We start from the raw sequence: 23,948 nt of genomic DNA, 5'->3' as shown, positions 1-23,948 counted from the left end.
AAGAAAAGGGCATCACAGCTGGATGGTGATTGCCCATGTCTATATCAATGATGAGTTACTGCTTAAGTTTTGCAAGTACTTCATTCATTGATGTATATATCCCATGGCCTAATGCTTCAACTTCATCACTGGGCTGCACTAAATCAATTACCTGAAATGTTTCCATGCCAGCTGAAACTGCAGCTTTAACACCATTATTTGAATCTTCAAAAGCAATACACATACTAGGAGTCACGTTTAAACGCTTTGCTGCAAGCAAGTAAATCTCAGGATCAGGTTTGCCATTTGTCACTTCATCACCAGCTGTTACCGCTGAAAAATAGCCACTTAAACCAGCCATGGCTAATTTTTTTAATGCTAATTGCCGATTGGTGGAGGTTGCTACAACCATAGGTATATTCTGTGTTTGTAACCAATTAAGTAGGTCAATAACACCATCTTTTACAGGAATAGCTTCATTTTCAACAATGTTTAAGTAAGCCTGTTTCCATTGCTTGCGAAATACAGGGTAGTCCATGGTTTCGCCATAACTGACTCGTAATAGATCTTCAACGCCAGCCTCATTGCGTCCAATGATATTTAAGTAGGTCTGTTCAAGGTAGGGAAGGTTAAAGTCCTGACAGGTTTGTTTAAATATATCCATACAGACACGCTCTGTATCGAGTAATAAACCATCCATGTCGAAAATAGCAGCGTTGTATGTCATATTATTAACTAATTTATAAATAAAGAAGTGATATTTTACAGATAAAATGCAGTTATTTAAATATGAGTATTTGTAAATTTAAACAAATTAGTTAGTGAGATTAATGTTAATTTTTTATGAAAAAAATGATTAATAATATTATTATTTAGAATGAGGGAAGTATTATTGTTAATATTGTTACTCCTATTAACAAAAGTAAGAGTAATAAAAATGAAAAATATTAACGTAAAATCACTTCCAAACTTTATAAAAAAAAATTGATGCCCATCTAGAGGCAGATATTTACTCCCGAAAAAATAAAAAGCACTTAGTATTAGGTAAAATTCCCTCCGATACTTCAATTACATTACAAAGTAATGATTATCTCGCCATCACAGGGCATGAATATATTCGTCAGAAGCACTTAAAAGCCATCACAGATCATAAACATGAAGTAGTGATGTCTGCGGTCTTCCAGCATCAAGCTGAAAGTGGCGATACATTTGAAGAACAATTAGCTGCGTTAACAGGTTTTGAAAAATGTGTGCTGTCCCAGTCGGGCTGGGCGGCAAATGTCGGATTAATTCAAACTCTGATCCCTAAAGGTACACCGATCTATATCGATTTCTTTGCTCATATGTCGTTATGGGATGGAGCAAAACGTGCAGAGGGAAATATTCAAACATTTCTGCATAACAATATGCGTCATCTTGAAAAGCAAATTAAACGTGAAGGTCCTGGGTTAATCATGGTTGATTCGGTGTACAGTACAATCGGTACAGTTGCACCATTGCATGATTTAGTTGAAATAGCTAATCGTTATGGTTGCGCCTTATTGGTAGATGAATCTCACTCGCTGGGCACACACGGTAAAAATGGTTCAGGATTAGTCGCTGAATTAGGCTTAACCGATCAAGTTGATTTCTTAACGGCGAGTTTAGCAAAAGCCTTCGCTTACCGAGCAGGAGCGATTTTATGCAGTAAAGATGTAGCGAAATCGTTCCCATTTACGGCATATCCTGCCATTTTCAGTTCAGCACTGTTAAATCATGAGCTAGAAATCTTAAAAGCGACATTGGATGTCATTAAAGATGCAGACGATAAGCGTAGCCAGCTGTTTATTCAGTCTGAGAAATTACGTAGTGGTTTAGTTAATCTTGGTTATAAGATTAAGAGCCAGTCACAAATTATTGCACTTGAAAGTGGTAATGATGAAGATACAGAAGTGATCCGTGATTACTTAGAATCTCGAGATGTATTTGGTTCTGTATTCTGTTCACCAGCGACCCCTAAAAATAAAAATGTGATCCGCTTTTCTTTAAATAGTGATGTGAGTGACGAACAAATATCGACGTTACTTACTGTGTGTCGAGAGATGCGAGAGGAGCTATCGTTAAAGTAATAGAATAAATTCTTACCCATTATTGCTTTACGTTTACGTAAACGATAGTGGGTAAGTGTATTCTAGTTAATAAAGCGCTCAATACTGGAAAATATTTGCTCTTTAGTTGCAGGTTTGAAAATAAATCCATTCATACCGACTTTGCTAAGCTCTTGCTGTTGTTTTTCATCAAGTGAGGCTGAGAAACAAATAATGGGGGTATTTTTATGTGATTCATATCTTTTATTTGAACGAATTTGTTTTGTTGCTTCTAAGCCTCCCATTAAAGGCATTTCTAAATCTATCATAATAAGATCTACTTGACTGAGCTCAAGACTTTTTAGTGCATTAATACCATTCTCGGCATGAATAACATGAAAGCCACTGCGTTGCAGGAGTATTCCTGTATACATGCGTAATGACATATTATCGTCTACAAGTAGAATACTTTTTGTCTCTGTTGTAGATCGCGGTGTACTTTTTGGATTATTAAAGTGAATAAAAAAGAATCGACAGATATGATCAGTGAAATCATTCTCAATTTTACTAGCATTGATTAGTTTGTAGTTAATTTTTTCATTTAATATTAAATTTATTGCTTTAGGTTCACGGTATAAATACAAGACTTTCGTTGTTAATAATGCGAGTTTATCTTGTAACTTAGAGAAGTAATAATCATGTTCAGTGTAACTATCCAGATTAACAATAATCATATCTACTTGATCAAGAGACATGTCAATTAATTTAAATGGGCTAGTCGTGTTAAAATTGTAGCCATGAGAAAAGGAGTTTTTCTGAAGTTCAAAAACATCACTGTTGTTATCACCTATGTATAATAGGCGCTTTTTAGACATTAACTCATACTTTAGCTTATTGACTGATTTTGAATCGATTTTAGGTAAAAGTATAGTGAACTCAGTCCATTCACCTAACTTGGATTGACAGCTGATTACTCCACCAAATGCTGTGATCACTTTTTTACAAAAAGGCAAACCTAAACCTGAGCTATTTTTTTTACCATGTGTAAAGAAATCATCAAAAATAGCATCAAGATTATTCTTTGGAATACCAATACCTGTGTCTCTTATTTTTATAATATTATTGTTTTTATTAATATCGATATTAATATCAATACTGAAATTATTCTTTTCTTTGTAATAAAATGCGTTTTTCATAAGATTGAAAATGACATAACGAAATAAAATATCACTACCAAAATAATTTGTGTCTTTATTGAAATTAACTGAAACTAAACTTCTATCTTGTGAAGATTGATAGCCATAGCTTTCTACAGAGCTTTTAATAATATTAACAATAGAATATTCTTGAAATGTGTTTTTTGAAATAGCGTGTTCATTAATAGAGCTTAATAGTAAGTTAATTGTTTCATTACTATTATTAATAACAGTCATATTACTTCTAATGATAGATTTTAGCTCATTAGCATTATCTTTTTGGTTATCATTTTTTTGGCGAAGAATATCAAGCATGAGTTCCATGGAAGAGTAAAGAGAACTAAAAGGGTTTCTCATCTCATGGGCAATACCGGCACTAAAGCTACGAGCAAAAAGTAATTGATCTTCGTAATGAATGTGATTTCTATAATGTGAAGCAATACCTGTCACATATGAAAAACTAATAACTGCAATATAGCCCCAATGAAAATTATCACTGTTTATCGGATGGAAGCCATAAGAAAATAATGCGCCTAATGATATACCAATAATGGAGATTACGCTGATAATATAAGCATCGTAAATCAATAATATTGATAAAAATAGTGCAGCCATGAAAGACATGACCCAAGGGATAGACCAATCATTCATAATCAGCATAAAGCTGAAAAAGAAAGGTAGTCCTATGGTGATTGTAGCAATGAAATGAATCGCCTTATAACGTAAAAACCAATAAGGAAGATGATCTTTTAAAATGAATGGGATAAACAAACTGCCACAAAATAACCTGAGTAAAAAGTTCTCATAGGGTTGAGGAAAAAGATAATGCCAAACAAAGAAGTATAGTGGAAAACCAATGCTACCAAGATAGCCTATAATGATTAAATTAGGCTCAAAGTAACGGTAAACATTATTAATTCTATTTTTTATACTCATTGTCTATGAACTTCTAGTTATTAGCTTGAATACTATAAACCAAAATAACTAAATAAAAAAAACAAATTGAGTTTATGCTATAGAGCTCACCTTACTAAAATTTCATTTCTCTCGTTACATATCATTTCTTAACGTTTAATAATTGCTCGTAATATGTCTCGGTTATTCGACTAGTATGTATCACTTTTTAATTCATACACTCACTGTTAATATTTTGTTACATTCGATATTGTGTTGATAATCTAGCGATTTTCTTTGTTTTGATGGTTTTTTAAACTGTGATTTTGGTTTTATTTTGATTTAATGTAAAAAATATGTCACATTTATACTTAATTGATCGTTCAATAAAAATAAATGGGAGCATTATGCCAAAGGTTGGAATGCCTGATATTCGTAAACCACAGCTTGTAAATGCCACGATGGCAGTGATTGAACGAGTTGGCTTACATGCAGCAAGTATCTCTTTGATCAGTAAAGAGGCAGGGGTGTCAACGGGTATTATCAATCACTATTTTGGTGGTAAGCATGGTTTATTAGAAGAGACCATGCGTGAAATTTTACGTCGTTTGTCAATGAGTGTTACAACATCATTAAGCCAAATCCCCCGCAATGATCATCAAGCTCGAATTAATGCCATTATCATGAGCAATTTTGATGGTTATCAAGCTGAAAATAAAGTAGCGAAAACATGGTTAGCATTTTGGTCTTACGCTATGCATGACGCACAGTTGGGTCGCCTACAGCAAGTTAATGAAAAACGTTTGCTATCACATTTAAAGATTGAACTTAAAGGGTTATTACCATCTTCTCAAGCTGAATTAGTTGCCCATGGTATCGCTTCATTAATTGATGGTATTTGGTTGCGCGGGACATTAAACCCTAGAGGTATTGATGCGAGTAATGCACGCATGATCATTAATGATTATTTAGAAAAGCAATTGTCTTTTTATTCAAAATTATAAATTCTAAGAGTTTCAAATGGATATGAAATCACTATATATCGATGGTAACTATGTTGCTGCATCTTCTGATATTCAATTTACAACGTTTAATCCAGCTAATGGTCAACCGATAGCAACCATTGGACAAGCTTCTCAAGCGGATCTTGAGTTAGCCATTAGTGCTGCTAAAAAAGGCTTTGCTACATGGTCGGCTATGACGCCAACTGAACGTAGCCGTATTTTATTACGTGCTGTTGCGTTACTGCGAGAACGCAATGATGAATTAGCGGTATTGGAAGTCACAGATACTGGTAAACCGTTACAAGAAGCGATAGCGGTTGATATAGAAACGGGTGCGGATGTTATTGAGTACTTTGCCGGGTTAGCACCTGGGCTTCAAGGTGAGCAGCAACCTTTAAGTGAAAATCAGTTCTTTTATACTCGTCGAGAACCATTGGGCATTTGTGCAGGTATTGGTGCGTGGAATTATCCGATCCAAATTGCGATGTGGAAATCAGCGCCTGCGCTTGCAGCCGGTAATGCCATGATTTTCAAGCCATCAGAAGAAACACCGCTTTCGGTTCTAAAACTTGCTGAGATTTTTACTGAAGCAGGTCTACCTGATGGCGTATTTAACGTTGTACAAGGTGATTACCGAGTAGGGCAGATGCTAACGGCACACCCTGAGATCGCTAAAGTGTCATTTACAGGTGAAACCGGCACAGGTAAAGCGGTAATGGCTGATAGTGCTCAAACCTTAAAGTCGGTCACGATGGAATTAGGTGGCAAATCGCCAATGATCATTTTTGATGACGCTAATGTCGATCATGCTGTTTCTGCGGCAATGGTGGCTAACTTCTATACCCAAGGTGAAGTATGTACACATGGCACACGTGTTTATGTTCATGAGGCTATTTATGACACCTTTATAGAGCAACTTAAGCGTCGAACTGAGTTATTAATCGTTGGTGATCCGATGAATATGGAGACTCAAATTGGCGCACTGATTTCAACATCACACCTATCAAAAGTGTTATCAGCCATTGATGCCGCTAAACAAAGTGGTGCCACCTTGCTGACTGGCGGATACCAATGTACTGATAATGGTTTAGCACAAGGTAATTTCGTTCAACCTACCGTTTTTATTGATTGCGATGAATCGATGTCTCATGTTCAAAATGAAATTTTTGGGCCTGTGATGTCGGTAATTAAGTTTAGCGATGAAACCGATGTTATCGCTCGCGCCAATAATACTCACTATGGTTTAGCTGCGGGTGTGTTTACCCAAAACTTAGCGAAAGCCCACCGTGTTATCCATCAATTACAAGCAGGGATCTGTTGGGTTAATACATGGGGGGATTCTCCTGCGCAAATGCCTGTGGGTGGTTATAAGCAATCAGGGATTGGACGCGAAAACGGAATAGAAACCTTACAACATTATACCCAAACCAAAAGTGTACTTATTGAATTGGGCGATTACCAAAGTCCTTATGCTTAACGGATGGAGTCGATTTTGATGGATCAAAATAAGCAGCAAAATAACCCCCAACACTATGACTACATTATTGTTGGCGCGGGTTCGGCAGGGTGTGTATTAGCTGACCGTTTAAGTGAAAGCGGTGAATATGATGTGTTATTGCTAGAAGCTGGCGGTAGTGATCGCAGTATTTTTATTCAAATGCCAACGGCATTGTCTTACCCAATGAACAGTGACAAATATGCATGGCAGTTTGAAACTCAAGCAGAACAAGGCTTAGACGGGCGTAAATTACATTGTCCACGAGGCAAAGTATTAGGCGGTAGTTCATCTATCAACGGCATGGTGTATGTACGTGGGCACGCATGTGATTATGACGAATGGGAACAAGAAGGCGCAACAGGCTGGAATTACCAAGCTTGTTTACCGTATTTTCGTCGTGCTGAAACATGGATAAAAGGTGGTAACGCTTACCGCGGTAGCAAAGGTCCAGTTGGGACTTGTAATGGTAATGACATGGCACTCAATCCACTTTACCAAGCCTTTATTGATGCAGGTAAAGAAGCCGGTTATCCCGAAACGGATGATTACAATGGTTACCAACAAGAAGGGTTTGGTGCCATGCATATGACAGTTGATAAAGGTGTGCGTGCATCGACATCTAACGCTTATTTACGTCGAGCATTAAAACGCTCAAACCTGACGTTGAAAAAAGGCATTGTGGCACGCAAAGTTTTACTCGATGGCAAAAAAGCGGTAGGCGTTGAATTTGAACAGTCAGGTAAGCTATCTCAAGTATTTGCAACAAAAGAAGTGATATCTAGTGCTGGATCCATTGGTTCAGTCCAGTTATTACAATTGTCTGGCATTGGACCTGCTGCAGTATTAGAGAACGCGAAGATTAACCTTGTGCACGATCTTCCAGGGGTGGGGGCTAATTTACAAGATCACTTAGAAGTTTACTTCCAATACCACTGTAATGAAGCCATTACCTTAAACAGTAAATTAGATTTAGTCAGCAAAGGTAAAATTGGCGCGCAATGGCTACTAACTCGTACAGGTTTAGGTGCGACTAACCACTTTGAATCTTGTGCCTTTATTCGCTCACGTAAAGGGTTAAAGTGGCCAAATATTCAATATCACTTCCTACCTGCAGCGATGCGTTACGATGGCCGTGCTGCATTTGATGGTCATGGCTTCCAAGTGCATGTGGGGCCTAATAAGCCACAAAGCAGAGGGTCGGTAGAAGTTATTTCTAATGATCCACACGCGAAACCTAAAATTGAATTTAATTACATCTCTACCGAGCAAGATAAGCAGGATTGGCGCGATTGTATTCGTTTAACCCGTGAAATTATGGCGCAATCAGCATTGGATCAATACCGTGGTGATGAAATTCAACCGGGAGCAGATGTCACATCTGATCAGGCTATTGATCAGTGGGTAAAAGAAAATGTAGAGAGCGCTTATCATCCATCTTGTACCTGTAAAATGGGCGATGATAACGATGTGATGGCGGTTTTAGATTCACAGTGTCGTGTTCGCGGTATTGAAAACTTACGTGTTGTTGATTCTTCCATATTCCCGACGATTCCGAACGGTAACCTTAATGCGCCAACAATCATGGTTGCTGAGCGAGCCGCTGATTTTATTTTACAGAGAACCCCGCTTCCTGCAGGCAATGTACCTGTATGGATTGCCCCTGATTGGGAAACGACCCAACGAAACAATTCACAATAAGTACGTGGGAGATACGTACTTAATAATGATAAATAAAAAGACAAAGGAATAATTATGTCTGTTACTAAAAAAACACTTCTTGCCTTAGCGTTAAGCTCAGTCGCTTTTAATAGCTATGCTAACCAATGTGATACGGTACGTTTTGCTGATGTAGGCTGGACGGATATTACGGCAACCACAGCGGTAACTTCTGAGCTTTTAAAAGGAATGGGTTACAACACTAAAACTGATTTATTGTCAGTGCCCGTGACGTACTCATCAATGGCGAATGGTGATATTGATGTCTTTTTAGGTAATTGGATGCCGACCATGGAAGGCGATATTGCGAAATATCGTGAAGCCAAAACGGTTGAAACAGTAAAAGCGAATTTAGAAGGTGCAAAATATACGTTAGCTGTACCTAAATATGTTTATGACGCAGGTGTTAAGAGCTTTGCAGATTTGGCAAAACATGCGGATAAATTTAAAGGCCGTATTTACGGTATTGAACCTGGTAATGATGGTAACCGTTTGATTCAATCAATGATTGATACGAATGCGTTTGGTTTAAAAGACTTTAGTTTAGTGGAATCAAGTGAAGCTGGGATGGTTTCGCAAGTTTCTCGCTCTGTACGCCGTGATCAGTGGATTGTTTATTTAGGTTGGGCACCACACCCAATGAATAGCAACGTTGAAATGGAATACCTTGCTGGTGGTGATGACTTTTTTGGACCTAACTATGGTGGTGCCAATGTCTACACCAATGTTCGCAGTAACTATTTAACCGAGTGTCCAAACGTTGGACAACTTCTGAAAAATCTATCATTTAGCTTAGAAATGGAAAATAGCTTAATGGAAGCGATCCTTAATCAAAAGGTTCAACCTGAAAAAGCAGCACGTCAATGGCTGAGTGAAAATCCACAGCAAGTGGAAGCATGGCTAAAAGACGTCAAAACTCGCGAAGGTAAAGTGGCCACCACTGCGGTGTCGGATTACTTAAAGCAATCTTAATCCTTTCTTAAAATACTGCGTTAATAATCGCTTCTTATTTATTAGCGCAGATACTTCTTTGCTATTAGTTATTGTAAAACTTCATAAAAATAAGGTGGTAAGCATCGTCTTATCAAATAAAAGGCAAAAGTGTGAATTTCATTACGGATAATAAAATCCCTTTGGGTCAATGGATGGAAGCAGGTGTTGATTGGTTAACTATCAATGCAGCAGGGTTATTTGACGCCATTTCATTTTTCTTAGAAACCGTAATTCTATTTTTAGTTGATGTATTTAAGTGGATGCCGCCAGCACTGCCTATTTTAATCACCGCGGCGTTAGCATGGTATTTACACCGTAAAATTTCATTAGTGGTTTTCGTTGTTGCAGCATTATTAGTTATTTTAAATTTAGGCTACTGGCAGGAAATGCTAGAAACCTTTGTGTTGGTCTTTGCTGCCACAAGTATTTCAGTGCTTATTGGTGTCCCAATCGGGATCATGTCTGCGCATCGTCCGTGGTTGTATACATTGATGCGTCCTATTTTAGATTTAATGCAAACGGTGCCGACGTTTGTCTATTTAATTCCAACGCTGGTTTTGTTTGGACTAGGTATTGTGCCCGGGCTTATCTCTACCATTATTTTTGCTATTGCAGCGCCAATACGACTCACGTATTTAGGTATCACGAAAGTGCCTGAAGATTTAATTGAAGCAGGTAAAGCGTTTGGTGCAAGTCGGATGAAGTTACTGTTAAAAGTCGAGTTACCGGCGGCGATGCCAAGTATTATGGCGGGTATCACCCAATGTATTATGTTGTCTTTATCCATGGTGGTTATCGCCGCGTTAGTCGGCGCGGATGGATTAGGAAAGCCTGTTGTACGTGCGCTAAATACCGTGAATATTTCACAAGGATTCGAAGCGGGACTTGCGATTGTATTGGTCGCGATCATTTTAGACCGATTATGTAAAACCCCAGCACAGAAGGAGCTGTAATCATGAATGCAATAACGATTAACAATCTGGATGTGGTGTTTGGCGATAAACAGCAACAAGCCTTAGCGTTATTAGATCAAGGAAAAAGCCGTCAACAAATTATTGATGAAACAAACCAGGTGGTTGGAGTAAATAACGTTAGCCTGCAAATCAAAGAAGGCGAGATTTGTGTACTAATGGGCTTGTCTGGTTCGGGGAAATCAAGTCTATTACGCGCAGTTAATGGGTTGAACGATATAAGTCGTGGCGAACTATTGATTAAAGATGGTGAACAAACCGTAGATTTAGCGAACTGCTCAAAAGCCCAGTTACAGCATCTTCGTACTCATCGCGTTTCAATGGTATTTCAAAAATTTGCCTTAATGCCATGGCTAACCGTGTTAGATAACGTTGCTTTTGGACTTGAAATGCAAAATGTCCCGAAGAAAGAACGCCATCAGCGCGCAAGAGAGCAGTTAGAAATGGTGGGGCTGGCTGAATGGGAAGATAAATACCCATCAGAGTTATCGGGCGGGATGCAGCAGCGGGTGGGTCTTGCACGTGCATTTGTTATGGATACCGATATTTTACTGATGGATGAGCCTTTTTCAGCACTTGATCCGTTAATCCGTGCGCAGTTACAAGATGAATTATTAGCACTGCAAAGTAAGCTAAATAAGACGATTTTGTTTGTCAGTCATGATTTAGATGAAGCACTTAAAATCGGTAATAATATCGCGATTATGGAGTCAGGGGAGCTGATTCAACACGGAAAACCGGAAGAAATCGTGCTCAATCCGAAAACAGATTATGTGCGTGATTTTGTCGCACATACTAATCCGTTAAATGTCTTGAAAGGACGCTCATTAATGACGCCATTAACCGCGTTAGAGCAACGGGGAAATACTTATAAAGTGTGTGATGCTGATGAGCTTTGGATCGCCCAAAATGAGGATACGTTGTCTATCGTGAATGAAGGTAATCTTGATTGCCTTTCATGGCAAATTACAGATGCTATTCCAAGCCATATAAATGATTCCACTATAGTGATGGTCAGCCCTGATATTAGTATGCGAGATGCCATTGAGCTGAAGCGACTGAATAATAAACCATTACTTATGGTTGAAAATAATCAATTGATTGGGGTGTTACATAACAAAGATGTTTATAACGCGCTGCTAGGTGATTTTCAGCTAGCGTCTTAATGAAAATCGGTCAACAAAGACGATATAAAACGTCATTGTTGACCGTGATTTTTTAGTTCGCTAAAGGTACGGCACGGTTGATAAACAATTTACGATCAACTTTATAATCTGTTGCATAGTGACGAAGTTTACAGTCGTTGCCTTCATCACAACCACAACTTAAACAACGGTTAGCTTCATCAATAGCGGCTTGCTGTGATAGCCCCGTTTCAACTTCATTGAAGCTCAAATGACGCTGTGCCAGTGTTAGCTCTGGCATTTTAGCGCGTAACACTTTAGCTAGGGCGTGATTTAACATCTGTTCGGTTTGCTTAGCGTTATCTCCAGTGGCAATACTTGCCATAACACGTTTTAACTTTTCAATATGTTCAGGCTGAATAAGATGACTTCTTTCAACATTGCGAGATCGGAATGACTCGGTATAGAGTTTTTCCATGGTGCCACCAAAGAACTCATCAATCCCTTTTGCCGCTTTTCGCCCATCAGCAATCGCTTCAATCGCTGTTGCTGGCCCTCGACGAAAATCACCAATAGCGAAGATATTTTTAACCCCAGAGTGCATCGTTGTTTCATCAACATTGATGGTGTTCCAGCGACTAAATGAAAGTTCGATATCTTCGTTAGCAATAAAGCTGGTATCGGTTTTTTGCGAGACAGCAGCGATAACGGTATCAAAGTCTTCAACAAAATATTCGCCGGTTGCTTTTGGTGAGCAACGACCAGAGGCATCAGGTTCGCCCAATGCCATTTTTTCAAGTTTTATCTGACAAACATGACCATTGTCATCTGCAATATTTTCAGCAGGATTGGTTAGAAAGTGAAATTTAACACCTTCGTGCTCTGCTTCTTCAATTTCATAGGTTTCAGCTGGCATTTCATCACGCGTACGGCGATAAATAAGTGTGGTATCTGCGCCTAAACGTAATGCAGAGCGGGCGCAGTCAATTGCAGTGTTACCACCGCCAATGACCGCGACTTTTTTACCAATAGTATATTGTTTATCGAGTGTCTGATCTTTTAAGAAATCAACACCAAGATAACAGCCTGCTAAATCACTACCGGTATACTTCATCTCACTGGCTTGTGATGCTCCAATCGCTAAACAAACAGCATCAAATTCTTCACTGAGCGAAGAGAGGGTAAAGTCTTCACCTAACTTTTTATTGGTTTCGATACTCATGCCGTTACGACACATAATATCGATTTCTTTATCTAGAATATCTTTAGGTAAACGATACTCAGGAATACCGTAACGTAGCCATCCACCGGCTTGTGGCATCGCTTCATACACAGTGACGTTGTAACCTTCATTGCTAAGGAAATAACCACAACTTAAACCGCCAGGTCCTGCACCCACAATGGCAATACGTTTACCTTTATCGTCTTTTTTGATTGGGGTGTAGCTATTTAGTTTTTCAAGGTCAATGTCAGCGGCGTAACGTTTCAATTGACGGATCGCGAGTGGTTCATCGACTAAGTTACGCTGGCATTTTGCTTCACAGAAAGCAGGGCAAACACGACCAATAGAAAGTGGCATAGGTAATGTTTTCTTTATTACTTCTATGGCTTTTAAGTGTTCATTGTGAGCGATAAAGTATAAATAGGATTGGATATCAACGCTTGCTGGACAGGCAATCTGACAAGGCGGTACGCTGCAGTTGGTATTGGCGCGTTGTAAAATTCGCTCTAAATTGCACTTTCGAATATTTGACAATAATTGCGATGAGGTAGTGACGACCATTCCATCAGTAGGTTTAACTTTGCACGCTTTCACAATCCCTTTACCTGCGATTTCAACATCACAAAGTGCGCATTCATCTGTGAATGTGTCTATGTCGCAGAGTGATGGGATCTCAATACCGCATTGTTTTGCTGCTTCTAATAAGTTTTGATCTTTGTCGACTTGATAGCTATTGCCATCAATATTAATAGTAACCATTAATTGCCTCTATTGTTATTTATTTACTGGGCAGCAAGATTGCTTGGTTATTTGCAGTTAATGATTATGTGAGAAAATTGAATATATTTTTGAAAAGATAAATAAGTAGGGTAAAAGTTATTTATCACTCAGGTGTATTGCGAAGCAACAGCATTGAGCAGCTATTGTATTCACTTTTTATAATCACTATACAAATCTTCTTAATTATATCCTATGCCTTTTTCGAATAGAATATGGGTGATTAAGCGTTGTCAGGCCAATATTAGTATTTTAAAGGCCGTATTCTTCTTTTTATTTCTTTCAATCTATTTTTAATTCTCATTTTTTTTATCAAATTTTTGACGAATAAAATTAACAAATAGACTTGTACGTTGGGCAAGATGTTTACGTTTAGGATAAAGGATATATAAAGGCAAACGATTAGGTGTAAACCAATCAGGTAAGATATTAATAATATGTGTTCGTTTATCACTATCTAAGTGACTGAGCGCCATTTCATCAAGCATAGCAATACCACAGCCTTTGATCATAGCCTCGGTCATGACGGTGACTAGGCTAAAACTCATGGCAGGTTTAAGGATAATATTTGTCTTTTCTTGTGTTGTTTGATTAATAAAGAACCATTTATCGAGCGTGAATTCGCTATTTCTATAAATAATGTGGTGATGATCGCGCAAATCCAATGGATGAGTAATCGCTGGATGATCTGCTAAGTAGCTTTCATGAGCGAAGGGTTGGCACTGAAGGTGGCGGATATAATGACCGACATAGCCTTCTGGTGGCGTCTCGGTGAAATAAATGGCGACATCAAAACCTTGCTCTATTAGATCTAATGGGGTTTCAGTAAAAGCGACTTCTAATTCAATGTTTGGATGACTCAAATTGAAATCGGCAAGATGTTCACTTAATAGCATCGAGCCAAAAGAAGCAGACGCTGCGATACGAAGTTTGCCATAAACCGAATTAGTGACATCTAATCCTTCGTTTATGGCTTCTGCATGAGCAAACAGTGCTTTTACTTGCTTATAAAATTCAAGCCCATCATAGGTGAGGTTAAATTGGCGAGTTGTTCGCTGTATAAGCTGAGTATCGAGTAGTGCTTCGAGTTGGCGCAACTGTCGACTGATATGCGCGCTTGAGCAATTCAATCTTAGCGCTGCTTTTGCAATGCTTTTTTCTTCACATAACGCCAAATAGATGGGTACGTAACTTAGCCACTTTATTTCCATATGGTAATTATTAATCTCTTAATGGTCACTTCTGGTAAGAATAAAGAACAATTAGACTAACTGCAATGAATCAACAGGACGTTTAATATGCAGTTTGAAACATGGCTTGAAAGCCAAAAATTAAAAGACACGATTACTAACCCCAACATAGAAGTTGGTGATTACAGTTATTATTCTGGTTATTACCACGATAAATCTTTTGAAGATCAAGCAGTACGCTATTTGCTTGGCGATAAGCCAACCAAAGAGGTTTGGCAAAGCGGTATGTTTGGCGAAGTGGATAAGCTGATCATTGGTAAATTTTGCTCTATTGCTTCTGGCGCGACTTTTATGATGGCGGGTAATCAAGGACATCGTATCGATTGGATTTCAACCTTTCCCTTTGGTAATGATTTTGGTGAAGATGTGCCCAGTGGTTTTAAGCGAGCAGGCGATACCGTGATTGGCAATGATGTATGGATTGGCTCTGAAGCGATGATCATGCCTGGAGTAAAAATTGGTAATGGTGCTGTAATTGGATCAAGGGCGGTGATCACCAAAGATGTTGAGCCTTATAGCGTGGTTGTAGCGAATAATCATGTGGTGAAACAGCGATTCACGGCAAAGCAAATTGAGATGTTGACTGAAATGCAGTGGTGGAATTGGTCAGAGCAGCAACTGAAACAAGCGATGCAAGTTATGTGTAGCGGTGATGTCGAGCAGCTTTATGGATACTATCTTGAAAACATTAAGCGTTAGCCACTTTTATACTAAGAATTGCAATAGGGCAGCTGATACTGCCCTATAAGATGAGATAAAAGATGTTAATTACTGTACGATTTCACCGCTTTCAATAACGGTTTGACGTACTTTATCTGCAAACTGCAGCGCCTCTTTACGAATGTTATCTTCATTAACAGTCAGTACGTTTCTGTTTTCCATAATCACTTTACCGTCAACAATCGTATGCTTTACGTTCGTTGCGTAAGCAGAGTAAACCAGTGCTGAATATGGATTATAGACAGGTACCATATTTGGCGCTTTGGTATCAATAACGATAACATCTGCCAACTTACCGACTTCTAAAGAACCAACTTTATCTTCAATATGGAGTGCACGAGCAGCACCGATCGTTGCCATTTCAATTACATTTTTAGGTGGCATGGCTGCACGATCTTTATTAACTAACTTATGTACTTTTGCAACTTGGTTAAACTCATCGATAGTACTTAGCGTATTGCCTGACATTGGACCATCAGTGCCTAAGCCTATACGTAAGCCGTCATTAAACATTTGTAATGCTGGTGATACACCTTTTGCTGATTTAATGTTTGCACTCATATTATGTGCAATACCCACATCGTACTTTTTCAAGATAGCGATATCTTCTGCGTTTGCATCAATAACGTGTGCTGCGACTAAGTTCTCGTTTAGTGCGCCAATAGACTCCATGTATTTTACAGGAGATAGGCCACCAGAACGTTTTGCAATAACCTCGCGCTCACGATCTGATTCAGCCAAGTGCATCATCACTGGAACATCGTATTTCATCGAAAGTTTGGCAATAGTTTGCAGAGTTTCTGTTGAGTTGGTGTATGGGCCATGTGGCGCAAATGCCATTGTGATACGTGGGTGATCTTTATATTCATTAATCAGTTTTTCTGCGTATTTAATGCCATCTTCCGGTGTTTTAGCACTTGCTACAGGGAATTGAATAATGGTTTCACCTAAAATCGCACGCATACCAATTTGATCTACGGTTTTAGCTACTTCGTCTTCAAAGTAATACATGTCAGCGTAAGTTGTTACGCCACCTTTCACCATTTCAACGTTACCTAATTGAGCACCGATACGTACCATTTCACGTGATACCAGCTTTTTTTCTAATGGGAAAATGTAACGGTGAAGACGATCTGGTACATCATCTGCTAATGAACGGAAAACAGTCATAGATGCATGAGTATGGGTATTAATAAGACCTGGCATCACAATATCGCCATCAGCATCGATTGTTTTTACTGATTTATACTCATTAATGTCTGAGCCATCAGTAACAGCGACAATTTTATTATCTTTAATTGCAATTAAACCGTTATCAAAAATCGTTTTTTCACGATCCATGGTCAGTATTTGACCATTCTTGATTAATAGATCAACATTTTCGATCGCAAAAGCAGAAGCGCTTGGAAGAGATAAAGTTGCTAATGATGCAGCAAGTAATGTTTTCTTTAACATCGAGTATCACCGAAGGAAGGTATTTTTCGCAGATAATACTGAGTAATTTTTTATTGAAAATAATAATTTAAGTTATTACTTTTAATTGTGATCAAAATCGCTATAGTCGGGGATGTTTATGCCTATAAGCGATAATAAAAGGCATGTAATCGTTTGCTATTGGAAGGTGAGAGAATTAATTACTTTTCATATGACAATAAAAAGTGATGTTGAAGACAGATATATTGTAGTTTAAACACTAAATTTCTATGACACAGATAATACTTGAAATAACCGATATGTAGTTTACTATACATCGAAATATTAGGAGCATCGTCATGACACGTAAATTAGCTTTCGCAACAGCAGCGTTACTCTCAACACTCTCTTTTTCATCTTTTGCTGCTGATAGCAACATTACGGTATTTGCGGCTTCGTCATTAACCAATGCGTTAAATGACATTGCAGCTAAATATCAAAAGGAGACTGGGGTTAAAACCACGCTTTCATTCGCTTCATCTTCAGCGCTAGCGCGGCAAGTTGCACTTGGTGCACCAGCAAATATTTATTTATCAGCTAACGAAAAGTGGATGGATTATGTAGAGCAGCAGGGCGCGGTCATTGATAATAGCCGTGTCGATGTTCTAAAAAACAGTTTAGTGATGGTTGCGCCTACTGATTATCCACAAAATAATATCAAGCTAACAGCAAGCTGGGATTTATCTAAAGCCTTAGACGGTACACGTTTAGCGGTGGGTAATCCGGCAAATGTTCCAGCAGGACGTTACGCTAAGCAATCGTTAGAGTATCTAAAATTATGGCAGCAAGCAGAGCCCTTATTGGCAATGGCGAATAACGTACGCTCGGCATTAGTGTTAGTTGAACGCGGCGAAGCGAAACTTGGAATTGTATATAAAACCGATGCAGAGATTTCTAAAAAAGTAAAAATCGTTGCGACTTTCCCTGCTGATTCACATAAGCCAATTACGTATCCAATGGCATTAGTCAAAGGTAATGCGACGCCTGCGGCAAAAGCGTTTTATGAATACTTACAGCATGACGAAGCCAAAGCTATTTTTAAACAATATGGTTTTGGTTTTGTTAATTAAGACAAAAAGTTAGGTAATAAATCAATCATATTATGGTTAAACGACGTTATAGATAAAACGAGGCACTGAGCACTTCGCTCCGTGCTTTTTTGTTTATTTATAGAGCAACTACGAAGTTTTATACACATCGTTACTGACTATGACGCAATGATTACTTATGCTATCGCTATTATTACGAATCTCATGCAGAAAAGAGCATGGGTTTAGATTGAAACACAGGATTGTTCGCTTTGCTCACTGATTATGAATTACAAGCGTTATTATTAAGCCTTAAAATTTCAAGTGTTGCTGTGCTATTTAGCCTTCCTTTGGGTATTGCTTGTGCTTGGTTATTGGCTCGTCGAGATTTTTGGGGTAAATCATTATTAGATGGTTTCATTCATTTACCCCTTGTTTTACCTCCTGTTGTGATTGGTTATTTATTGTTAATTTCAATGGGAAGACAAGGCGCCATAGGCAAATGGCTTTATGAGTGGTTTGGCTTTAGTTTTAGCTTTAGTTGGCGAGGGGCAGCTTTAGCGGTTGCCGTGGTCTCTTTTCCATTAATGGTGCGTTCTATTCGCCTTGCCTTAGAAGGGGTCGATAAAAAGCTCGAACAAGCTGCTCGTACACTAGGCGCATCCCCCCTACGTGTATTTGTCACCATTACGTTACCATTAACGATCCCTGGTATTTTAACAGGCACAATTTTAGCCTTTGCTCGTGCTCTAGGTGAATTTGGTGCAACGATTACCTTTGTTTCTAATATTCCTGGTCAAACTCAAACGATTCCATTGGCAATGTATTCCTTTATTGAAACTCCAGGGGCTGAAAGTGAAGCGGCCCGTTTATGCGTGGTCGCGATCGTGATTGCCTTGTCTTCATTATTTGCTTCTGAGTGGCTAACACGGCTTGCTAGAAAACGGTTGGAAGTGATGTAATGACAACTAATAAACGATTAAAAATTAAATTTAAACAACAGTTGGGTGATTTGTCGCTAGATGTTGATCTCGATGTGCCCATGAAAGGGATCACTGCGATCTTTGGTCGTTCAGGAGCAGGTAAAACGTCGTTAGTGAATGTTCTTTCGGGCTTAACAAAGCCAGATAACGGGGTTATTAAGCTTGGTGATAGAACCCTTTATAGTAGTGAAGAGCGGATATTTCTTTCGCCAGATAAACGCAAAATTGGTTATGTATTTCAAGATGCGCGTTTATTCCCTCATTACAGCGTCAAAGGTAACTTAAACTACGGTGTGAAAGTGCCTGATGAAACGCATTTTAATGATGTCGTAAAACTGCTTGGTATCGAAGCGTTATTACACCGTTATCCCTCGTCACTCTCCGGTGGCGAAAAGCAGCGGGTCGCGATTGGACGTGCGTTATTAACTAGACCTGATATGTTGCTGATGGATGAGCCATTAGCATCATTAGATATGCCGCGGAAACAAGAGCTAATGCCTTACCTTGAGCGTTTAGCTAAGAGTGTGAACACACCGATTATTTATGTAACCCATAGCCTTGATGAAATCTTACGCCTTGCCGATTCTATGGTGATGCTTAACCAAGGTAAGGTATTAATTTCGGGTCATGTGAATTCAGTGTGGAGTTCACCTGAAATGCGCCCTTGGTTACCTGTTAAAGAGCAAAGTTCATTACTCAGTGCACGGATTAATTATAATCATCCTAAATATGCATTAACGCAGGTAATGTTAAGTCATGATTCATTCTTATGGGTCAGCCGATTAGAGCAGCAGCGAGGTGAATGGGTGAGGGTACGTATTTTTTCAAATGATGTATCTATTGCTCGTGAACAACCCACTCAAACCAGTATTCGTAATATCTTAGCCGCAAGCATTGACAAAATTCATTATGCTGAAGGTGAACGTGTCGAAGTAAAATTGCGTGTTGGTGAAACGCATTTATGGGCAAATATTACTACATGGGCTGCTGATGAATTAGCGTTAAAGATTGGCGATAAAGTCTATGCGCAAATTAAAGGCGTAAGTGTGACTAAAGATGATTTAGCATAGTGATAATCGCAAGATGATAGAGAAAAACCAACGTAGTATTGATACTAGCTGGTCTATTTATCGTTTTTAAAATTGCTCATTAGGGGCTTTGATTACCCGAATTAAAAAGTGGTGGGTGATCCAAATTACGATTGAAGTTGCTATCACTGCAACGAAAATAGAGCTGAAGCGATATAAAATAGAGAAAAAGGCATCTTTTTGCTCGGGTATTAATGATGTTGTAAGCGGTACGGTTAAGGCCGACATCGCAGAAAAAGCAATACTTGATTTTATGGTACCTTGTGCAATCCAGTGACAGAAAAAGCCTGCAGCTATCGCATAAGCCATCAGAAATAATATGCCGTTATTAACCCATGAATAAAGCCCTAACTGGATAATCATACCCGCTAAACACCCCAAAAATGTCCCTGTAATACGTATTTTAGCGACAGCGATGGAGCCTATTAGTGTCATTGGCGCGAGCACAATGAAAATAGAAGCTTGCGCGGATAATGAATCGCGTAAATCCCCAAATTGAAACAAAAGAAAAGCAACCATTGCAACTATCCAACCCAGTGCGGCTTGGCGGATCATCCCGATACGATCAACGCGCTGCGTGTCATTATTTATACTAGGTGCTGTTTGTTCTTTATCAGATTCAGGGAAAAGAAAATACGCAAGGGCGCAAATAGGTGCAGTTATTAATCCACTCATCCACAAGGTGATATTGAATTCTTCAAGATCAAATCCGGTATAACTCGCAAAGTTAAGCGCGATTGAACCAACTAACAAACCAGTGAACCCAAATAAATAGGTTTTAGGGTTTATCATCGCTTTGCATTTTGCCATTAGCATAATACCAACAGCGATAGTCATTAAAACAGGGTAGGGTTGCAAGAAACCTGAAATAAAAGTCACTTGTACTGTAACCCAGATAATTCCTAAAATCAGTTGCACAAGCAATGATAAATTCCAGCGTTCTGCCTTCATTAATACCATTATTGGCAGTAAAGCAGCGAAAAAACCATAAGACCAACCAAAAATCATACTAATAGCGAGCCCTAAAACACATCCAAACCAGATCCGCATTGTTTTCATTATTAGCTCCTTTTTTAAGCGATAAGAAAGGGCGATCAACCATAAGATTGATCGCACTGCGGTTAGTAGATGTAGTGCAACCAACTCGCTAGGTGAATTTGAATACTCGCTAAGGCTTGCCATAACAAGCTGTTATCTGAATAAATAACAACAGTAGCACGTGAGCCAATAAACAATTGATGTGGTAACGGCGTATCACTGGTTAAATTAACGCGCACACGCTGTGCGTCACGTACCCAGCGGTTATTAACCTCAACAGCACTTAATTGACCGTTTGGTGTTTCTTGTGCTGCGGCGACACCAAAGTCTCGATTAGCGATATGGAAATTGAAAACTTGACCGGGTAATGCATCGTAGGTGACATAGGCAACAGAGTCTTTATTAATTAATGCTGTAGACTTTTCACGATAATCAGCTGAAACCCACATAGAACTTGTTGGAATAAATGTAAGCATAGGTTTGTTTGCTGTAGCCATTGTACCTACATCAACTTGTAGATTAGTAATGACGCCGTTACTTGGTGCAATAATTTTAGTATGTTTTAAATCAAGTTCTGCCTGTTGTAGAGCATTTTTCGCGGACATGACTGGTGTTGTTTCACCGACTGTATTTCCTAATTTAGCTTTAACGGCTAACAGTTGCTGTTGTGCTGCATGTAATGTCGATAATGCACTACGATCTTTCGCGAATGCTGAATCACGCATAGACGCAGAGACTAATTTCTTCTGCGCCAGTTTATTTATACGACCATATTCATTTCTTGCGTTGTCATAATTGGCTTGGCTGGTGGCAACATTCGCTTTTGCTGCCTCAACTTGTGCTAACAAAGATTTTTCTTGTTCCAAAGATTGTTGTAATGCCAATTTTGCGCGGTCAACGGCAAGCTCATACTTAGATGGATCTATAGTTAATAACACCTCACCTTTTTTTACTTTCTGATTGTTAGTGATCGAAACTGAGGTGATATTGCCAGAGACTTCTGGAGCAATTTGAACGACATAGCCACGAACACGGCTTTCTGTTGTAAGTGGAATATGCCTATCTGCAACAATGATATACCCCATGAAGAGTAAAAACAGGATGATTAATCCTTTCATCCAGTGACGGAATGTTGTGTCAGCATTTACCATGAGCGTCTCTTTTTATAGTGATCTTTATCACATTATTATAAAGAGTGTGTATTTGATTAAATAGACTAATAAGTATTACACTTGCGTTCTATTTTTAGGACAATGGTTGTATGTGTTATGAAAGCATCGTTAGATGATATTTATTTATTTATGTTAACGGTCAGACATGGTGGGATCAGTGTTGCGGCAAAAGCACATTCATTACAACGTTCTAAAATTAGCAGAAGAATACAACAACTTGAAAAAGATCTTGGTTGTCAGTTATTGATAAGAACAACACGACAAATTGAATTAACTGAAAATGGGCGATTGTTTTATCAATATATCAACCAGCCATTAAGTGAAGTTGACCAAGCGGTGAATTTAGTGAAAAGCCAGCAACAAGCATTCAGTGGTGTGCTTAAAATGGCGATTCCTGCAGCCTTTATTTCATCCTCTGTTTTTCTTGAAATATTGGATCGATACACAGAACAATTTCCAGATGTAACATTAGATATTATTCATCGGTATGAAAGCATCGATTTAAAAAGAGAGAATATCGATTTACAGCTATTGCCAAACATTGTTGATGTGATTAACGAAAACTATGTTCAACAAACGTTTCTGAGTTCAGCGAACCGTTTGTATTGTTCTCCTAAATATCTTGAATCATACCGTTTACCAACAACGATGGAAGCGCTTTATCAACACCCGATTTTAACGAGCCGATATAACTCAACGTTATTGCCAGAAAGAATGAATGTTCGTTTAGTTTCAGAAGATTTTGGTCTAATTAATCACTTAACTGAATCAGGTAGAGGAATCGCTATACTGCCAGTTGTCTTATTTGAAGATAAAGTTGCCAGCGGCGATTTAATTCCAGTACTTCCAGATACCTTTGAAATAGATATTGTTATGACGTTAGTGTATCCATCCCGTCGTTTTATTCCGAAAAAAACACGAGCCATGATTGAATTACTACGTGAGCAATTTTCAAAGTAATTAAACTGATAATGAAAGAATACGTGAGATTATAAGAAACGTTTAGCGTGCTCACAAACCCACAGTGGGTCATCAAGCGGTATATCGTGACCTGCTGTGGGGTGAATATGAACAGGCAAATTCCAATAGTTAGCTAAATCAATACTGCACTGGTAATTTACGAGCTTGTCTTGCTCGCTTGTAAGTAAACTAATTGGCTGAGATAGCTTATTCGGTAATATAAACTCACGACTAGCATTGAGTTGATTAAACATGTTGAGACATGAAATGGGATGTTGTTCTTTCCAGTTAGCCCAGCGATGAGATAAAGCAATAAGTTCAACGCTATCCCATTGTTTATTTGATGTTAAATGAATGATTTTTTCTTCTTGTTTTAAGTTTGGTAACCATAAAATTTGGAAAATATCGATATAGCGCTGCCAACGTAAACGTTGATGAAAGGGAGAAAGGCTTTGGGTACTGGTATTAATCAATATCGCTTTACGAATATCATTTGGAAATAATGTCATCCACTTTAAAGCAATCATTCCTCCCATAGAAATTGCAATAATATCGGCTTGATGATCTGGCTGTAAAGCATGGAAATGTTGGTGCAGATCTCGAGCAATGCCTTCAAGGCTCGATGGTGTTTTTTCGTTATTACGAGTGCCATTGCCTGCAATATCAAGACAAACAATATTTGAGCGGGGAAAGTTTAATTTCAGCGTTTGCCGAAAGTCCCCCCAATGAAATTGGTCTCGGAATAATCCTCGCAATAATATAATAGTGTGTTGTTTGGTCATATTTAAAAGCCACA

Annotated in this window: 19 protein-coding genes and 1 pseudogene; 12 read left to right on the top strand and 8 right to left on the bottom strand. The window is 38.6% G+C overall.

Annotated features, from left to right (window positions below; translation table 11 throughout):
• Positions 1-55: 55 nt before the first annotated feature.
• Positions 56-706, bottom strand: coding sequence for an HAD family phosphatase (locus tag C9J41_RS10270; protein WP_107294525.1), 651 nt, complete (start codon positions 704-706; stop codon positions 56-58).
• Between the two features lie 210 nt (positions 707-916).
• On the opposite strand from C9J41_RS10270, the pseudogene cqsA reads away from it, so the two are divergent.
• Positions 917-2,087 (top strand): annotated as a pseudogene (gene cqsA, locus C9J41_RS10265) (alpha-hydroxyketone-type quorum-sensing autoinducer synthase).
• 62 nt (positions 2,088-2,149) lie between these two features.
• On the opposite strand, the gene C9J41_RS10260 reads toward cqsA, so the two are convergent.
• Positions 2,150-4,177, bottom strand: coding sequence for a hybrid sensor histidine kinase/response regulator (locus C9J41_RS10260; RefSeq protein ID WP_107208500.1), 2,028 nt, complete (start codon positions 4,175-4,177; stop codon positions 2,150-2,152).
• 365 nt (positions 4,178-4,542) lie between these two features.
• On the opposite strand from C9J41_RS10260, the gene betI reads away from it, so the two are divergent.
• The 6 genes from betI (at position 4,543) to choV (ending at position 11,483) form a co-directional block, all read left to right on the top strand.
• On the top strand, positions 4,543-5,139 hold the full coding sequence (gene betI, locus C9J41_RS10255) for a transcriptional regulator BetI (protein WP_107208501.1): 597 nt from the start codon (positions 4,543-4,545) through the stop codon (positions 5,137-5,139).
• Between the two features lie 16 nt (positions 5,140-5,155).
• Entirely contained in the window at positions 5,156-6,616 is a 1,461-nt protein-coding gene (gene betB, locus C9J41_RS10250) for a betaine-aldehyde dehydrogenase (protein WP_107247145.1), read from the top strand.
• 18 nt (positions 6,617-6,634) lie between these two features.
• Positions 6,635-8,335, top strand: coding sequence for a choline dehydrogenase (betA, locus tag C9J41_RS10245; RefSeq protein WP_107294524.1), 1,701 nt, complete (start codon positions 6,635-6,637; stop codon positions 8,333-8,335).
• 54 nt (positions 8,336-8,389) lie between these two features.
• Entirely contained in the window at positions 8,390-9,325 is a 936-nt protein-coding gene (locus C9J41_RS10240) for a choline ABC transporter substrate-binding protein (protein ID WP_107261588.1), read from the top strand.
• 131 nt (positions 9,326-9,456) lie between these two features.
• Positions 9,457-10,299, top strand: a complete 843-nt coding sequence (gene choW, locus C9J41_RS10235; protein WP_006645056.1) for a choline ABC transporter permease subunit — start codon at positions 9,457-9,459, stop codon at positions 10,297-10,299.
• 2 nt (positions 10,300-10,301) lie between these two features.
• Positions 10,302-11,483 carry a choline ABC transporter ATP-binding protein gene (gene choV / locus C9J41_RS10230; protein WP_107292251.1) on the top strand — a complete coding sequence of 394 codons (1,182 nt, stop codon included), beginning with the start codon at positions 10,302-10,304 and terminating at the stop codon, positions 11,481-11,483.
• A gap of 52 nt (positions 11,484-11,535) precedes the next feature.
• Here choV and C9J41_RS10225 read toward each other — a convergent pair whose 3' ends face one another.
• Both C9J41_RS10225 and C9J41_RS10220 read right to left on the bottom strand, forming a co-directional pair.
• Entirely contained in the window at positions 11,536-13,422 is a 1,887-nt protein-coding gene (locus tag C9J41_RS10225) for an FAD-dependent oxidoreductase (RefSeq protein WP_107294523.1), read from the bottom strand.
• A 311-nt stretch (positions 13,423-13,733) separates the two neighbouring features.
• Positions 13,734-14,651, bottom strand: a complete 918-nt coding sequence (locus tag C9J41_RS10220; protein ID WP_107294522.1) for a LysR family transcriptional regulator — start codon at positions 14,649-14,651, stop codon at positions 13,734-13,736.
• A gap of 87 nt (positions 14,652-14,738) precedes the next feature.
• Between C9J41_RS10220 and C9J41_RS10215 the strand changes: the two genes are divergently transcribed.
• Positions 14,739-15,389, top strand: a complete 651-nt coding sequence (locus tag C9J41_RS10215) for a CatB-related O-acetyltransferase (protein ID WP_107208507.1) — start codon at positions 14,739-14,741, stop codon at positions 15,387-15,389.
• Between the two features lie 69 nt (positions 15,390-15,458).
• Here C9J41_RS10215 and C9J41_RS10210 read toward each other — a convergent pair whose 3' ends face one another.
• Positions 15,459-16,865, bottom strand: coding sequence for an amidohydrolase (locus tag C9J41_RS10210; RefSeq protein ID WP_107294521.1), 1,407 nt, complete (start codon positions 16,863-16,865; stop codon positions 15,459-15,461).
• A gap of 317 nt (positions 16,866-17,182) precedes the next feature.
• Between C9J41_RS10210 and modA the strand changes: the two genes are divergently transcribed.
• The 3 genes from modA (at position 17,183) to modC (ending at position 19,964) form a co-directional block, all read left to right on the top strand.
• Positions 17,183-17,953 (top strand): molybdate ABC transporter substrate-binding protein, encoded by a 771-nt coding sequence (gene modA, locus C9J41_RS10205; RefSeq protein WP_107208509.1) that lies wholly within the window; start codon positions 17,183-17,185, stop codon positions 17,951-17,953.
• Between the two features lie 230 nt (positions 17,954-18,183).
• Positions 18,184-18,873 (top strand): molybdate ABC transporter permease subunit, encoded by a 690-nt coding sequence (modB, locus tag C9J41_RS10200; RefSeq protein ID WP_107208510.1) that lies wholly within the window; start codon positions 18,184-18,186, stop codon positions 18,871-18,873.
• Entirely contained in the window at positions 18,873-19,964 is a 1,092-nt protein-coding gene (gene modC, locus C9J41_RS10195; RefSeq protein WP_107208511.1) for a molybdenum ABC transporter ATP-binding protein ModC, read from the top strand. Before modB ends, modC begins: the two co-directional genes overlap by 1 nt.
• A gap of 66 nt (positions 19,965-20,030) precedes the next feature.
• Here the strand turns inward: modC and C9J41_RS10190 are convergent, their stop codons facing one another.
• The gene (locus tag C9J41_RS10190) at positions 20,031-21,041 is read right to left on the bottom strand and encodes a DUF2955 domain-containing protein (protein WP_107247153.1); all 1,011 of its coding nucleotides are present in this window, start codon (positions 21,039-21,041) and stop codon (positions 20,031-20,033) included.
• A gap of 62 nt (positions 21,042-21,103) precedes the next feature.
• Positions 21,104-22,171 carry an HlyD family secretion protein gene (locus tag C9J41_RS10185; protein WP_107294520.1) on the bottom strand — a complete coding sequence of 356 codons (1,068 nt, stop codon included), beginning with the start codon at positions 22,169-22,171 and terminating at the stop codon, positions 21,104-21,106.
• A 117-nt stretch (positions 22,172-22,288) separates the two neighbouring features.
• On the opposite strand from C9J41_RS10185, the gene C9J41_RS10180 reads away from it, so the two are divergent.
• Positions 22,289-23,152 (top strand): LysR family transcriptional regulator, encoded by an 864-nt coding sequence (locus tag C9J41_RS10180; RefSeq protein ID WP_107208514.1) that lies wholly within the window; start codon positions 22,289-22,291, stop codon positions 23,150-23,152.
• A gap of 29 nt (positions 23,153-23,181) precedes the next feature.
• Here the strand turns inward: C9J41_RS10180 and C9J41_RS10175 are convergent, their stop codons facing one another.
• Positions 23,182-23,934, bottom strand: coding sequence for an alpha/beta fold hydrolase (locus C9J41_RS10175; RefSeq protein WP_107294519.1), 753 nt, complete (start codon positions 23,932-23,934; stop codon positions 23,182-23,184).
• Positions 23,935-23,948: the final 14 nt, after the last annotated feature.

The sequence above is a fragment of the Photobacterium sp. GB-50 genome (genome assembly GCF_003026755.1).
In the GTDB taxonomy this organism is placed as follows: domain Bacteria; phylum Pseudomonadota; class Gammaproteobacteria; order Enterobacterales; family Vibrionaceae; genus Photobacterium.
This window is presented reverse-complemented; position numbering and strand designations above follow the sequence as displayed.

Bases quoted from the DNA above. Each gene is read 5' to 3' on its own strand.
- C9J41_RS10175 (WP_107294519.1), bottom strand. From the start codon at position 23,934: ATGACCAAACAACACACTATTATATTATTGCGAGGATTATTCCGAGAC.
- modA (WP_107208509.1), top strand. From the start codon at position 17,183: ATGACACGTAAATTAGCTTTCGCAACAGCAGCGTTACTCTCAACACTC.
- C9J41_RS10190 (WP_107247153.1), bottom strand. From the start codon at position 21,041: ATGAAAACAATGCGGATCTGGTTTGGATGTGTTTTAGGGCTCGCTATT.
- C9J41_RS10225 (WP_107294523.1), bottom strand. From the start codon at position 13,422: ATGGTTACTATTAATATTGATGGCAATAGCTATCAAGTCGACAAAGAT.
- betI (WP_107208501.1), top strand. From the start codon at position 4,543: ATGCCAAAGGTTGGAATGCCTGATATTCGTAAACCACAGCTTGTAAAT.
- C9J41_RS10220 (WP_107294522.1), bottom strand. From the start codon at position 14,651: ATGGAAATAAAGTGGCTAAGTTACGTACCCATCTATTTGGCGTTATGT.
- betA (WP_107294524.1), top strand. From the start codon at position 6,635: ATGGATCAAAATAAGCAGCAAAATAACCCCCAACACTATGACTACATT.
- C9J41_RS10210 (WP_107294521.1), bottom strand. From the start codon at position 16,865: ATGTTAAAGAAAACATTACTTGCTGCATCATTAGCAACTTTATCTCTT.
- C9J41_RS10260 (WP_107208500.1), bottom strand. From the start codon at position 4,177: ATGAGTATAAAAAATAGAATTAATAATGTTTACCGTTACTTTGAGCCT.
- betB (WP_107247145.1), top strand. From the start codon at position 5,156: ATGGATATGAAATCACTATATATCGATGGTAACTATGTTGCTGCATCT.
- C9J41_RS10240 (WP_107261588.1), top strand. From the start codon at position 8,390: ATGTCTGTTACTAAAAAAACACTTCTTGCCTTAGCGTTAAGCTCAGTC.
- choV (WP_107292251.1), top strand. From the start codon at position 10,302: ATGAATGCAATAACGATTAACAATCTGGATGTGGTGTTTGGCGATAAA.
- C9J41_RS10180 (WP_107208514.1), top strand. From the start codon at position 22,289: ATGAAAGCATCGTTAGATGATATTTATTTATTTATGTTAACGGTCAGA.
- C9J41_RS10185 (WP_107294520.1), bottom strand. From the start codon at position 22,171: ATGGTAAATGCTGACACAACATTCCGTCACTGGATGAAAGGATTAATC.
- C9J41_RS10215 (WP_107208507.1), top strand. From the start codon at position 14,739: ATGCAGTTTGAAACATGGCTTGAAAGCCAAAAATTAAAAGACACGATT.
- C9J41_RS10270 (WP_107294525.1), bottom strand. From the start codon at position 706: ATGACATACAACGCTGCTATTTTCGACATGGATGGTTTATTACTCGAT.
- modC (WP_107208511.1), top strand. From the start codon at position 18,873: ATGACAACTAATAAACGATTAAAAATTAAATTTAAACAACAGTTGGGT.